At 36.2% G+C, this 13,510-nt stretch carries 12 protein-coding genes and 1 pseudogene; 3 read left to right on the plus strand and 10 right to left on the minus strand.

Annotated elements, in window-relative coordinates:
* Positions 1 to 40: 40 nt before the first annotated feature.
* A pseudogene (locus tag VUJ46_RS05820) lies at positions 41 to 268 on the plus strand (thrombospondin type 3 repeat-containing protein); the annotation flags it as partial.
* An 833-nt stretch (positions 269 to 1,101) separates the two neighbouring features.
* Here VUJ46_RS05820 and gcvP read toward each other — a convergent pair.
* Positions 1,102 to 3,960, minus strand: coding sequence for an aminomethyl-transferring glycine dehydrogenase (gcvP, locus tag VUJ46_RS05825; protein ID WP_326984061.1), 2,859 nt, complete (start codon positions 3,958 to 3,960; stop codon positions 1,102 to 1,104).
* A gap of 537 nt (positions 3,961 to 4,497) precedes the next feature.
* On the opposite strand from gcvP, the gene VUJ46_RS05830 reads away from it, so the two are divergent.
* Positions 4,498 to 5,655 (plus strand): DcaP family trimeric outer membrane transporter, encoded by a 1,158-nt coding sequence (locus tag VUJ46_RS05830; protein WP_326984062.1) that lies wholly within the window; start codon positions 4,498 to 4,500, stop codon positions 5,653 to 5,655.
* 244 nt (positions 5,656 to 5,899) lie between these two features.
* Positions 5,900 to 6,055: a hypothetical protein gene (locus VUJ46_RS05835; RefSeq protein ID WP_326984063.1), complete on the plus strand. Its 156-nt coding sequence runs from the start codon at positions 5,900 to 5,902 to the stop codon at positions 6,053 to 6,055.
* On the opposite strand, the gene VUJ46_RS05840 is transcribed toward VUJ46_RS05835, so the two are convergent.
* The 9 genes from VUJ46_RS05840 to VUJ46_RS05880 all read right to left on the minus strand — a co-directional run bounded on the left by VUJ46_RS05840 (position 6,052) and on the right by VUJ46_RS05880 (position 13,450).
* Positions 6,052 to 6,702, minus strand: a complete 651-nt coding sequence (locus tag VUJ46_RS05840) for a J domain-containing protein (protein ID WP_326984064.1) — start codon at positions 6,700 to 6,702, stop codon at positions 6,052 to 6,054. The genes VUJ46_RS05835 and VUJ46_RS05840 overlap by 4 nt on opposite strands.
* 550 nt (positions 6,703 to 7,252) lie before the next feature.
* Complete coding sequence (locus VUJ46_RS05845; protein WP_326984065.1) at positions 7,253 to 7,510, minus strand: hypothetical protein; 258 nt, start codon at positions 7,508 to 7,510, stop codon at positions 7,253 to 7,255.
* Between the two features lie 85 nt (positions 7,511 to 7,595).
* A complete protein-coding gene (locus tag VUJ46_RS05850; RefSeq protein WP_326984066.1) occupies positions 7,596 to 7,937 on the minus strand; it encodes a hypothetical protein in 342 nt (113 codons plus the stop codon).
* 9 nt (positions 7,938 to 7,946) lie between these two features.
* Entirely contained in the window at positions 7,947 to 8,525 is a 579-nt protein-coding gene (locus tag VUJ46_RS05855) for an RNA polymerase sigma factor (protein ID WP_326984067.1), read from the minus strand.
* A gap of 490 nt (positions 8,526 to 9,015) precedes the next feature.
* Entirely contained in the window at positions 9,016 to 11,019 is a 2,004-nt protein-coding gene (locus VUJ46_RS05860) for a S9 family peptidase (RefSeq protein WP_326984068.1), read from the minus strand.
* A gap of 130 nt (positions 11,020 to 11,149) precedes the next feature.
* Positions 11,150 to 11,608 (minus strand): DoxX family protein, encoded by a 459-nt coding sequence (locus VUJ46_RS05865; RefSeq protein WP_326984069.1) that lies wholly within the window; start codon positions 11,606 to 11,608, stop codon positions 11,150 to 11,152.
* A 22-nt stretch (positions 11,609 to 11,630) separates the two neighbouring features.
* On the minus strand, positions 11,631 to 12,083 hold the full coding sequence (locus VUJ46_RS05870; protein WP_326984070.1) for an SRPBCC family protein: 453 nt from the start codon (positions 12,081 to 12,083) through the stop codon (positions 11,631 to 11,633).
* A gap of 44 nt (positions 12,084 to 12,127) precedes the next feature.
* The gene (locus tag VUJ46_RS05875; RefSeq protein WP_326984071.1) at positions 12,128 to 12,556 is read right to left on the minus strand and encodes an SRPBCC domain-containing protein; all 429 of its coding nucleotides are present in this window, start codon (positions 12,554 to 12,556) and stop codon (positions 12,128 to 12,130) included.
* 60 nt (positions 12,557 to 12,616) lie between these two features.
* Positions 12,617 to 13,450 carry an SDR family oxidoreductase gene (locus VUJ46_RS05880; RefSeq protein WP_326984072.1) on the minus strand — a complete coding sequence of 278 codons (834 nt, stop codon included), beginning with the start codon at positions 13,448 to 13,450 and terminating at the stop codon, positions 12,617 to 12,619.
* Between the last annotated feature and the right edge of the window lie 60 nt (positions 13,451 to 13,510).

The raw sequence follows: 13,510 nt of genomic DNA on the forward strand, positions 1-13,510 counted from the left end.
AGACTGCAGAAAGCAATTTTCTAAGAAAAAGTGTTTTTCAGATAAAGACCAAGATGGAGTTCTGTTCTACCTAGACCAATGTCCGGATCAAAATGGTTCTTATGAAAATAATGGCTGTCCTTGGCCAGACACAGACGAGGATGGTATTATTGATATGGACGATTACTGCCCAACAGTTTCTGGGCCGATTGAAAATAATGGTTGCCCATGGCCAGATACTGATGGCGACGGGATTTTGGATAAAGATGATGAATATCCGTTAATTCCATCCAATTGTGATATTATTTATACGGAAAGAAAAAAAGCAGTCGAAGATTTCATTCTGAATTATAAAGACATTCCGTTTGAAAATTCTTCATTAAAAAAAGCAATTGACGTACTAAACAACAAAGAAATTTTAACCCAAAATATTGCAATAGTATTATATCAACAAGGTATTTTATCAAATGATCACGGGCCTTGCCCAAAATATTTTTCATATAAAAAAGACTTATTTATATACCAGAAAATATGGACATCCGAATCAATCAATTATTTGCAGAGAAAGATTAACAAAAACATATTTTTTATCATTGAAGATCGTGGATGGGATTCTCAAAACTTTTACTTATCCGATGACATTTACCAAGAACAAGTAAACCTCAACAAAGATTTTGAAAATTTTAATTTTATTAAAGCGTACTCAAAAACTAAAGTAGATGACAAAATGGTATATTATCTTTCTGCAAACAATCTTCCAAAGCCACCCTTCGTCTTACCAGAAGATATTTCGTTATTAAACATTAATAGTAATGGATACTCTATAAAAGACAAGAAAAATAAATCTTACTTAATAAAAAACTTTGAAAATATAAATGACCAATTAAAACTGAAATTTTTGGAATGGCGAAAAGGAACTAATGGGGATATTTTTCAAAAATTCCCTAAATAAAATCCTTGGATATTGTGAGTGTATTTACAATTTTATCATCTTCTATGTACCTGCTCACGCGACCTTCAAAATTCGAGTACGCAAACCTATAAAAGTAGATTGCTTCGTGGCAATGACAAAAAAACTCCCTCTCATTCGAAAGGGAGTTTCTATATTTAAAAAACTTTTAATTACATATAAGCTTCAATCGGCTCACAAGTACAAACTAAGTTTCTGTCTCCGTAAGCCTCATCAACTCTTGAAACAGAAGCAAAGAATTTGTGATCTCTCACCCACTCTAGCGGATAAGCCGCTTTTTCTCTGCTGTATGGTTTATCCCAAGAATCTGAGATCACCAATTGCTCAGTGTGAGGAGCATTTTTCAATACGTTGTTTGCCTGATCTGCTTCTCCGTTGGCAATCTCATCAATTTCATGTTTAATCGCAATTAAAGCTTCTGCAAAACGATCGATTTCTGATTTGCTTTCAGATTCTGTAGGCTCAATCATTAATGTTCCTGCAACCGGGAAAGAAACCGTTGGCGCATGGAAACCGTAGTCCATCAATCTCTTCGCCACATCAGCCACTTCAATTCCTAGAGATTTGAACTGTCTGAAATCTACGATACATTCGTGAGCTACTTTTCCGTTTTCGTTTGAATATAAAATCGGGAAATGCTCAGCTAAGATCTCTTTTAAATAATTAGCATTTAAGATCGCATGTTCAGTCGCTTTCTTTAATCCTGAAGTACCCAACATTTTAATGTAAGCGTAAGAAATATTCAAGATCAATCCAGAACCGTAAGGCGCTGCAGAGATACCTTCAATAGACTCTTTAGAACCTACTTTGATATTGGCATTCGTAGGAAGGAAAGGAACCAGGTGCTTAGCCACACAGATCGGACCAACTCCAGGGCCTCCACCTCCGTGAGGAATCGCGAAAGTCTTGTGAAGATTTAAGTGACAAACGTCTGCTCCGATGTTTCCAGGACTTGTATATCCTACCTGAGCGTTCATGTTGGCACCATCCATATAAACTTGTCCGCCGTGCTCGTGGATCAGGTTTGTAATGTCGATAATGTTTGCATCAAAGAATCCGTAAGTTGACGGATACGTGATCATTACACAAGATAAGTTTGCAGAATGCTGTTCTGTTTTCGCTTTAAGATCTTCGAAATCAATTTCTCCGTTCTCTAAGTTTTTAACAACAACAATTTTCATTCCTGCCATTGCCGCAGAAGCCGGGTTTGTTCCGTGCGCAGACTGAGGAATCAATACTACATTTCTGTGACCTTCGCCTCTTGAAATGTGATATTCTCTGATCACCATTAATCCTGCATATTCTCCCTGAGCTCCAGAATTTGGCTGAAGAGAAGTTCCTGCGAAACCAGTGATTTGAGCTAAATCTTTCTCTAATTCACGGATCATTTCCTGATAACCTCCCGCCTGATCAACCGGTACAAAAGGGTGAATTGCTCCCCAGTTGTCCCAAGAAAGTGGTAACATTTCTGTTGCAGCATTCAGTTTCATCGTACAAGAACCAAGAGAAATCATTGAATGTGTTAATGATAAATCTTTTCTTTCCAGACGCTTGATGTAACGCATCAATTCTGTTTCCGTGTGGTATTTATTGAATACGCTTTCTGTAAGAATTTCATCTTTTCTTAAATTCTCATCAGGAATGCTGTATCCTTCTTTAATTTCTAATTTAAATGTCTGCTTGTCTTTAAACTGAGCGAAAGAAGCCATCAGATAATTCAGTTTATCTAAAGTTGTACTTTCGTTGATTGCGATGCTTACAACGCCTTCTGTGAAGTAGTTTAAGTTTAGCTTATGATCAAGCATCATTCTTACCAATCTCGCTTTTTCATCTTCAGGCATCGTGATTTTTACCGTGTCAAAGATTGGTTCTTCAACGATTTGATATCCTAAAGCTTTCAAACCACCTTTCAAAGCATTAGCTTTAAAGTGAATCTGATCTGCAATATAGTTTAATCCTTTCGGACCGTGGTAAACAGCGTACATTCCAGCCATTACAGCCAAAAGAACCTGTGCGGTACAGATGTTTGAAGTCGCTCTTTCTCTCTTGATATGCTGCTCTCTCGTCTGCAACGCCATTCTTAATGCACGTCTTCCGTACATATCCTGAGAAACCCCGATAATTCTTCCTGGAATATCTCTTTTATACTCTTCTCTACAAGAGAAAAATGCAGCGTGAGGACCTCCGTAACCCAATGGAATACCAAATCTCTGTGTAGTTCCTACCGCACAGTCAGCGCCCATAGAAGCCGGAGACTTCAATTTCACCAAAGCCATAGGATCACAAGCAACAGCTACCTGAAGATCAAGTTTTTTATATTCAACGATATCTTCTGTATAATCTAAAACGATTCCGTTTTTACCAGGATATTGTAATAAAATTCCGTAGTAAGAACCATCAAATTCATGTGTCTTGTGGTCTCCTTCTACAATCTCGATTTCTAGACCTTCTGCTTTTGTTTTTAAAACAGAAACGGTCTGAGGTAAAACAAGGTCAGAAATGAAGAACTTGTTTGCTCCCGCTTTTTTCTGATCTTTCGTTCTGTTATTAAAAAACATATGCATAGCTTCTGCAGCTGCCGTCGATTCGTCCAACAACGATGCATTAGCCAGCGCAAAACCTGTTAAATCACACACAACAGTCTGGAAATTCAAAAGAGCCTCCAATCTCCCTTGTGCGATTTCCGCCTGATAAGGTGTATAAGCCGTATACCAACTCGGATTTTCAAAGATATTTCTTTGAATAGCTGATGGCAACAGCGTATTGTGATATCCAAAACCGATATAACTTGTATAATCAGTATTCTTAGATGCCAATTCTTTCGAATGATTCAGCATTTCGTATTCTGAAAGCGGTTCTGAGATCTCAAGATCTTTTTCTAAACGGATAGAAGAAGGGATAGTCTGAGAAATTAACTCTTCGATACTTGAAACGCCAACTTTCTCTAACATCGCCTGTTTATCGGCTTCATTTAGGGAAATGTGACGGCTCACAAACTGTTCTGTATTCATTTTTTATATTAGATTTTGTTTGTAAAAAAAGATGGGTAAAATTACAATAATTTACAAAATTGCACAACATTCTGAAATTACATAAAATTCAAAACAACCGACATATCAGTTCAAAAACACACGTATTTTAACTATATCCTTGCATATAACCCAAAATGACACGAACTGGAGCTAAAAAGAAACGGACAGTAAGATCTACTTATGTGCGTATTATAGAAGGCTCTTAAAATTGGCTTTCAGCCACTTTAAATTTAGAAGTATTTTTTTAACCTTTATAATTGTATGAATGTCATTTTTGCCGTCTATTTTAGGTTCGCTTTTGTATCTTATTTCGTCCATCTGTATAAAAAACTTTAATAAATATACTCACTCAACATTTGTCCGCCGAAAAACATTTGATTAAATTTTTGCTTTCCACTTTTGAGTAAACAATTTCCATGCGGTACTCATATAGAATTACGTTAAGGTTATCATAAAAAAATAAGGTTGCATTCAAAAATAAAAAGATAATGTATATATTTGCTGAAACACAAAAAAATGGTGAAATATCGCTTTACGAAGCTTCTGGCTTTCGTATGTATTTGTTTATATCACAACACGATTCACGCACAGATAAAAATCTTATCATATTCTTCCCCTGAAGACAGTGCAGGAAGCAATCGGTCTGTATACCTTAAAGGGTTTATACAGGCGGATGTAATGGTCGATTTCCAAAATATAGGCTCGCGTGACGGTTTTGCCGCCAATTCCATCCGGGTTCCGCAAGAGAATAATCTGGGAACTAATTTCAGTGTCCGGCAATCACAGCTGGGTCTTGAAATAAGGGAAAACAGCGACCTTTCTGCATACGTAGAGATTGACTTCTTCGGACCGGGTAATACTACATCTCCCCGATTCAGGAAGGGATATATCCAATGGAAAGGCTTGCTTATCGGACAGACCTGGAGTAATTTTGCAGATGTTGATATTTTTCCTAATATTTTTGATTTTGCAGGTCCCAACGGAACCCTCTTTACACGTCTTTTCCAGATCAGGTATTCGGCAAAGCTCTCCGATAAGGAGAACATCTCTTTTTCTCTCGAAGATCCCTCCGTAAAATCGTTCTCTGCACCCGACAGCTGGACAAAAAAAAATATTATCCCAAGCGTCACCACAATATACCGGTACGGAGGAGATCGGGATTATATTAAACTAGGCGGTATGATCTCTCCGACCAGCTATCAGACTGATAAAGACACTCATCAAAAAAGCAAAACCATATTCGGATGGGCAGGTATGATTTCGGCAAGAAAATATGTAGGACCCCGGGATAATTTAAGAACCCAGTTATCTTATGGAAAAGGATATGCAAGCCATAATATTGTCCTCAGCGGTGAAAAATATGACGCTGCAGCCAATCTGGAAACCCAAAAACTGGAAAACGCCGAACTCCTGAGCATCACAGGAATTTATGAACATTGGTGGAGTCCCCAATGGGGATCTGTCGTGTATTACAGCTATTCCGATATGGGTAGCAATACTCTGATGAGCCGGGATATACCCGCTGCCTTCCAGAATATGGCCATCAACATTGTTTACCAGCCTCTGAAAAAACTGAGAATGGATATTGAAGGAAATTACGGGAAAGTCAAAAATTTTTCTGGTCAACAGGCAGGGGCGTGGCGAATTCAGTCGTCCATTGCTTTAAGTTTTTAGATGTCGACTGAGATCAATCATTATTAATACCATTTTATATTTGAAATTTCCTCTAAATTACTCAACCCCTGCAGGGCTATAACATCACTAAATACTTGTTCATAGGGGTTCACACGACCCTATTGACATTTAACTCCTTCGGGGTTTATGAAGGTAAATTCAAAAAGAAAACAGTATAATCAGCACTCATATAATTTATGAATTTTTATTATCTATATTTATTCTAAATTAATATATTTGCAACATGAATATGATTGTCCCTTTCAAAGTTCCGGCTTTGACGCCTGCTTTTTCTGTGAATACTGAAGAAATGTATTGTGGTGATAAAAAATCCTGCTGCAAAAAATTCAAAAAAGGAAAAAGATGTAAAAAATGTCCGGGAGCAAAAAAAATATCCTAACTGTTATAGCTTTTTACCAGAAAATAAATCGCCAACATCAACAATAAAATACCAACTATAATTCTTGTAATTTTTGGCTGACCCTTCGGATTACCGACTGTTCTCGGTTGTGATTTGAATAATTCTTCCGCTTTATCTCGGAATTTTTCGCCTTCAGATTCAAAAACTTCTGTTATGGTAATTCCCTGAACGACTGTTTTGTGCAACAAAGAGTTGGTTGCATGAAGTAAAATCTGAAATTTTCCGTCTCTGAATTCTGTTATTTTAAAAGTCCTTTCACCATAAGGTTTTTCCAATCCGAAAGGCAATACTTTTACCACATCAGCATTTTGCGTTTGCCAGCTGATGATGATCTCCTCCCCTTTTTTTGCATGAATTTTATTGGCTGTAAAAGTCTTTATCGAAGGCGGAATATTATACCTGAAACTTTTCTGATGACTTTCTAGATTCTGATCATAAGAATGTCTTCTGCTTTTGTCACTCAATGTTTCATACGCTTCCTGAATTTCCCTGAAACGATCGGCAAAGAAATCGTCGTTTTCATTTTTATCAGGATGATATTTTAAAGATAATTTTCTATAGGCTTTTTTGATGTCTTCATCTGAAGCATCGTGAGAAATCCCGAGAAAATAGTAGTAATCTTTCATTAAGCTATGCAAAAATAAGGATTTTATTTTCTTTTTTAAACGCAAATGACACGAATAATATCACAAATAACATCAATAAAATGGTTTATAAATATTCGTGAAAATACTTGTGCAATTGGTCTTTTATTTTTCACACAAAGCTTATTTAAATGGTTGAGGATATTTTTTGTTCGCAAAGGCGTTTGACTGCGTCGAAATATCATTCATCGACTGAAAGGAGATAATCTTCGATTTCACCTAGCAAGGGGTGCAAGCTTTAGGCCTATATTTGATAATAAAGTTATAAACCCTATAAAAGTTGTGAAAATTCCCATTCCATGAAGGGGTGGATTTTTGTGAAACAAAAAGACGGGGTAGTTGAATTTGACAGTGGCAACGCATAAAATTCCTAAAAAGTTAAACCACCCCGTAAAAAAAATCTTTGAATTTTCGCCATCCCTCCATTGGAGGGAAATTTGTGAATGTTGATGATGATGTCTAAAAAAGATTCAGGTCGGGAAGCTTCGCTTCCCCACCTGAATCAAACAATTTCAATTTAGTTACTTTCTATTTATGCTTCGCAAGATGAGTTTTTACCGCAACATCTTGATGCAAATTCTTTTTTAAACTTTCCTTTAAGCTCCTGATATTGCTCTTCATTCATTTCTCTGATTTTATCTGCCAATCCGAAAGGAGATTTTTCTTTGATATCGTATTCTTCGAAAATACCTTTTACAAATCTTTTTCTTTCGATAGCTTTTTTAGCGATCATTGCAACTCCGGCAACGGCTAATGCTCCCAGAGCTCCTTTTAATACTGAATTTTTCATTTTTTCAAAATTTTAAATTTTACTACTTTACTTTTTTATATAGACGAATGAATCTTAATTTTACTTTACTACTTCTAAAATTTAATTATTCGTTTGTTCTTTTATTTCTGTTGAAAAATCCGCTTTCGCATCGGTTTCTCCAGACTTCCTTGAATTTTTCTCTTTCTTCAGGAGATAGATTCATCATTTTTTCTCTCATTTTTCTCTCCTTGAAATCCTTCATCCCTTTCCCGAAATGGAAGCCTCCGAAAAGAATTTTACAAAGGATCAAAATTCCCATCGCCTGCCAGTAGGTTACCGATTTTACTCCTAAAATTTCAGGAAGAAGACAGTTCCAAAGCGACATGACGATCCATGTAACGCCCAGAAAGATCAGTGGCGGACAAAGAAATAAGAAAATCCAGCCTTTTTTATGTTTATAATCCATGATATATTTTTAACTATTTAAATCTTCGTATAATTTTCTCAATCGGTTTCTCAAATGCTTGACCGCATAGTTTTTTCGACTGATAATCGTTTTAATGTTTTCGCCCTGCTCATCAGCGATTTCCTGGAGGGTTTTATCGTTGAGCTCATTTTCCACATAAACCAGCCTTTGCTTTTCAGGCAGCTCGTCTAATGCTTCAAAAAGTTTTTTCCAGATTTCATCCTGAAACATTTTCACTTCAGGTCCTGCACTTTCATCCAACAGCAGAATATCTTTGATGGAAAAGCTTCCGTCTTCATCTTCATACACGAAATCTTCCAGGTTTTCGGTTTTCTTTTTCCGGTATTTGTCGGTGATCTTGTTCGCCGTCACCCTATAGAGCCAGCCCCCCACATTCACAATCTCAGAAAGATTGGTAAGACTACTGAACTGATACCACACCTCCTGCAGAATATCTTCCGCATCTTCCGTATTTTTCACTTTCGGGCGAATGTACGACATCAGCTTTCCTCCGTACTTTGAAACGGTTTGTGAGATGATATTTTCTTTCTCCTTCTGTGGCATTGTTATTTTTTCGACAACCTCCATATTGCTATGACGATTGAAATTTTTGTTTTACTTTAATAAATTTAAAATATTTTTTCGAAATTTTGAGTTTTCTTTTATTCATCGCATTTGTAACCTATTGAAAATTTATTTTCAGGAGCTTTTTCCTGCTATCCACTTTATCTTTTTTATTGCGGTCTCCGCTCTGCTTCGTCCGCAACAAAAAAGGATGCCGTTTCTATCAGGGCTATGATTGTGGCCTTTCATTTCAAAGATAGTCAGCCCTATTTAAAACCTCGAAAAATTCCCCTCCAATGGAGGAGTGGCGAAAATTCGAAAGAATTTTTGACGGGGTAGTTTTATAAAATTAGTATCATAATTTCTGTTTATATTATAAATAAACTACCCCGTCTTTTTGCTTAGCAAAAATCCACCCCCTTCACAGAAGAGGAATTATGATGTTATTATCATTCTGAACAAAAAAACGGAAAACAATTCTGCTTTCCGTTGGTTAATTATAAAAATTATCGATTTATTTATTAAAGTTTTCTGCGAAAAACCCTAACATCGATTTATAAAATTCGATACGGTTCGGTTCTTTACCAAATCCGTGTCCCTCATCATACTTTACCATATAAGGAACCTCGAAGCCTTTTGCTCTCAGTCCTTTTACAATCTGATCAGATTCATTGATGTTTACTCTCGGGTCATTCGCCCCCTGAACGACAAATAATGGTTTTTTTATTTTATCGATCTGAAAAACCGGAGAAACTTCCTTCGCAATTTTAGCTTCTTCAGGATTATCCAAGTCATACCAGATCTGTTTCACCATTTCTTTATACGGCTTCCAGTATTCAGGAAATGAGTCAAAAAAGGTGAAAATATTGGAAACGCCAACATAATCGACTCCACATGAATAAAGATCCGGAGTCTTTATTAATCCCATCAATGTTGCATAACCACCATGACTTCCGCCATAGATCGCTACTTTATCTTTATCAATCCAGCCTTGGGCAATCGCATATTTTACGCCATCTTCTACATCATCCATCGCTTTTCTGCCGATCTGTTTATAGCCGGAGGTCTGGAATTCTTTACCGTAACCTCCTGAAATTCTGAAATTCACCTGCAATGTCGCATATCCTCTGCTTGCAAACAATTGAGTTTCCGGATTAAAGCCCCAATCATCACGAATTCCCTGAGGCCCCCCGTGAGGATTCACAACTAAAGGAACTTTTTGTCCTTCCAAAGCCGCTTTGGGCAACGTAATATAGCCATGAATCGTTATCCCGTCTCTGCTTTTAAATTCAATAGGGCGCATCTCTGCCATATCCTCTTCTTTCAGCTGAGGCATTAAATCAAAAAGAAGTTTAGCCGTTTTGGTTTTTGTATCGTATTCATAATATTTTCCGTACAGCTTATCACTGTCAACCACCACCAGTAGTTTGGTTTCGTTATCATCTGAGGAAACTACATAAAACTGCTTATCCCCAAACTCCGTAGCCAGTTGATCATGAATTTCCTTATAAAACGGACTTACAGGAATCGTTTCATTCTTAATTCCGGTATAACTGATATAATCCAGATCATAATTCCTCTTTTTCCCTGATACACTAATTGAACTTACATCAAAAGTCGGATTGGAATATACCTCTCTGATAACAGCATTTTTCTTGAGGTCATAGAGTACAATCCTCGCTTTATCACTATCGAGATTGGTCACAACATACGCCTCATCTTTATTTTTAGAATTATCATTAAAACGGATCACATTGAAATTGTCTTTCCAGTCTGTGGATTTTATCAGATTGAATTTTCCCGTAGCCAGATCTTTGTAATAAAGCTTGGTCGTCAATCCGTTTTCAAGAATACTGTAGCCTCTCAAATTACCATCTTTATCAAACAGGTAATCATCAATAGGGCTTTTAGTATCCTTATTTTCAAACAGCTGGGTCATCTCTCCGGTAATGAAATTGATTTTATACGGTTCGAATATCTGTTTATTATTTTTGTTCAGCGTAACTACGGCAAAATCGGTATCTTTTATAATCGATACAAATCCTATTTTCACCCCTTCAAAAGGAGTAAGATCTTTCAGATTTTTACCGTCTATATCTGCTGCATATAAATGAAGGTTTTCATTTCCCCCTTTATCCTGAGTATAAAACAATCGTTTTTTATTCAGCCAGCCATAACTTCTGATTAAATCATCTTTTTCAACCAAAGCTCTGGTAATTTTTCCTGATTTAAGGTCTTTCACATACACATGATTTTTGCTGTCCTTATCTTTTTCTTTATAGGAAAGATACTGTCCGTCAGGAGAAAGCTTAAACTGAGAAGCTTTGGGACGCGCAAAATAATCTTCAACTTTATATTTAAAATTACCTTTGTCGTAATTAATAAGTTTTTCAATGGTTGCCTTGTCCGAAACCAGAGTGGGATCGCCGGGCAATTTAGTCGTCGTAGTTTGTGCGTTCATCATAATGGCGGATATTACCACCTGTGTAATTCCGAAAATTTTAGAAGGTGTATTCATATTTCATGGTTTGGTTAAACGAACTGATTCTTTTAATAAGACATTTTTTCCAACGAAAATGTTACATCATTCTTATAGTTTGTGATTTTTTTAACATAAAAAAAGGAAAGCGTTTGCTTTCCAATATATTTTAATTCAAATAAATTCCAAAAAACCAGGTCCATGCAATTAAGATCATCTGCATCGGAAGTCTTTCTTTATAAAGATACTTCATTCCCGGCCCCGAATCATCTGCTTTGAAAATATTTACTTTTTTCTTTGATGAATTAATATTCGCTACAAAAACTAAAACATAGAAAATAATTAACAAAACCGCTGTAATTTCTCTTATTGAGGGAAACATCAAGCCAATTCCTGCTCCAATTTCAATGATTCCTGTAAAATATACCCAAAACATTTTAGCAGGAATAAAATCAGGCATCATCATCGCCATACCTTTTTGAAATTTGAAATGCGCAAGCCCAGTGAAGATAATGAAAACCGTCATTCCCAAGTTTCCGGAAAACAGAAAATTCCAGGTTCCCTGAAAAATTTTCGTTCCTAATAAAGCGAGAATAAAGGTTACAAAAAGAATGGTTAATAATTTCATACTTGATTTTTGTCTTTAATGATTACATCTGATTTTCAGCAAGATCTTTTACAATTTCCAAACCTTTTGTAAAACCTGTATTCATATGATCCTGCCACTCTTTTTCCACCTGAACCTCAGCGTGAAGCTTTGTTTTTCCATCAAAATCAATCAAGATATATTTTTCAAAACAACCACTCCATTGTTTGACTTCCATGCTTTCCGTATCTTCATTTCCTTCCTTATCAATCATTCCTAAATGTTTAAAAATGATTTGATTGGGTTCTTCAAGACTGTCAATTGTAGAAACCATCCCTTCACCATCTGCATTGGTAAAGTATGTTTTACCGCCAACTTTCCAATCGGTCTTCATAAAAGAATGAGAAGCTGGATTGAAAAATTTCGTCCATTGAACATAGGTTTTCTCATTCCAAAGCACATCCCAGACTTTCTGCTGAGAGGCATTGATTACTATTTCGTAAGATAGAGTTTCCATACTTTTACTTTTATTGGATTGATGTTTTTGACTAATAAAATTAATTAGAGTTGATTTTCAGAAAGATGCTTTACATTCGATAATGCGAGTGGAAGTTTATCGTTAAAAACTTCTTTAAATTCATCAGAAGTATTAATAATAATTTTTAATAAAACGCCTTCTTCCTTCTCTTCCAAGATGTAAGTTTCTGTCGCATCTCCCCATTCCTGAGCCGTTTCTACACCTTCGTAAATTTCACCCAAGTGTAAGAATTTCATTTCTTCATTAGGAATATTTTTCACGACCCTGCTATACATTCCGTTATTATGAGGATCAAGGAATTTTACGATACTTCCTTCCTCTAGCGTTCCTTCATAGAAGGAACCTTTCGTAAAAGCCGAAGTCCATTGTCTGAAAGAAATATCTGCCCAGAGCACACTCCAAACTTTTTCGGGTGATGCATTGATTTCGATTTCAAAATTTAAAATTTCCATTATTAATATTTAAAATTAGCTGTGATTAAAAATTGTATTATTTTGATTTATAAACTGTAATTATCCTCCGACAAAATCACCTCCGTTAATATGAATGATCTCGCCGGTGATAAAACTGGAATCTTCCGAAGCCAGAAAAACATAGGCCGGGGCTACTTCCGATGGCTGACCTGCACGTTTTAACGGATTATCTTTTCCAAATGTTGAAAGATCGTCAAACGTTTCTTTTACAAGAGGCGTCCAAACCGGACCAGGCGCAACTCCATTTACCAAAATCCCTTTATCTGCAATATTTACAGCTAAAGATCTTATGAAAGTAGCGATGGATCCTTTGGTAGCCGAATAATCGATCAGGTGATCACTTCCGCGGTAGGCTGTGACAGAAGTCGTGCATATTATCCTTGAGCCCTTGTTCATTAAATTCAGAAAATCTCTGGTTAAGGCAATCATTGAAATAATATTGGTTTCAAATGTTTGTCGGATCTGATCATCCGAAATATTTTCTATATCGTTTTTAGGAAATTGAATTCCAGCATTATTAACTAAAATATCAAGATTTTTCCAATCTTTTTTAATCTTTTCTAAGCATCTTGTTCTGAAAGCTTTTTTGGTTAAATCACCTTTGATTAAAGTGCATTTCCTACCTTCTTTCTCAATCAATTTCTTGGTTTCCTTAGCATCTTTGTCGCTTTCTTTATAAATAATCGCAACATCGGCTCCTTCTCTCGCAAAATGAACAGCTACCGCTTGTCCGATTCCGCTGTCACCGCCTGTAATAACAGCTTTTTTGTTAAATAATTTTTTGCTTCCCAGATAATTTTTACGAATAATTTCGGGATATAACCCTTCTTTCGGAACTTTCGATCTAGATTTTGACTTGTTCTGTGTTTTCATATGCAAATCTTTTTCTAAAACATATCAAACAGCAAGCCGAAGAAGAAAGTTGGGAGGCTA

The sequence above is a fragment of the Chryseobacterium sp. MYb264 genome, from assembly GCF_035974275.1.
GTDB lineage: Bacteria > Bacteroidota > Bacteroidia > Flavobacteriales > Weeksellaceae > Chryseobacterium.

Excerpts from the sequence above, each read along its gene's own strand:
- gcvP (WP_326984061.1), bottom strand. The coding sequence starts at position 3,960 with ATGAATACAGAACAGTTTGTGAGCCGTCACATTTCCCTAAATGAAGCC.
- VUJ46_RS05830 (WP_326984062.1), top strand. The coding sequence starts at position 4,498 with ATGGTGAAATATCGCTTTACGAAGCTTCTGGCTTTCGTATGTATTTGT.
- VUJ46_RS05835 (WP_326984063.1), top strand. The coding sequence starts at position 5,900 with ATGAATATGATTGTCCCTTTCAAAGTTCCGGCTTTGACGCCTGCTTTT.
- VUJ46_RS05840 (WP_326984064.1), bottom strand. The coding sequence starts at position 6,702 with ATGAAAGATTACTACTATTTTCTCGGGATTTCTCACGATGCTTCAGAT.
- VUJ46_RS05845 (WP_326984065.1), bottom strand. The coding sequence starts at position 7,510 with ATGAAAAATTCAGTATTAAAAGGAGCTCTGGGAGCATTAGCCGTTGCC.
- VUJ46_RS05850 (WP_326984066.1), bottom strand. The coding sequence starts at position 7,937 with ATGGATTATAAACATAAAAAAGGCTGGATTTTCTTATTTCTTTGTCCG.
- VUJ46_RS05855 (WP_326984067.1), bottom strand. The coding sequence starts at position 8,525 with ATGGAGGTTGTCGAAAAAATAACAATGCCACAGAAGGAGAAAGAAAAT.
- VUJ46_RS05860 (WP_326984068.1), bottom strand. The coding sequence starts at position 11,019 with ATGAATACACCTTCTAAAATTTTCGGAATTACACAGGTGGTAATATCC.
- VUJ46_RS05865 (WP_326984069.1), bottom strand. The coding sequence starts at position 11,608 with ATGAAATTATTAACCATTCTTTTTGTAACCTTTATTCTCGCTTTATTA.
- VUJ46_RS05870 (WP_326984070.1), bottom strand. The coding sequence starts at position 12,083 with ATGGAAACTCTATCTTACGAAATAGTAATCAATGCCTCTCAGCAGAAA.
- VUJ46_RS05875 (WP_326984071.1), bottom strand. The coding sequence starts at position 12,556 with ATGGAAATTTTAAATTTTGAAATCGAAATCAATGCATCACCCGAAAAA.
- VUJ46_RS05880 (WP_326984072.1), bottom strand. The coding sequence starts at position 13,450 with ATGAAAACACAGAACAAGTCAAAATCTAGATCGAAAGTTCCGAAAGAA.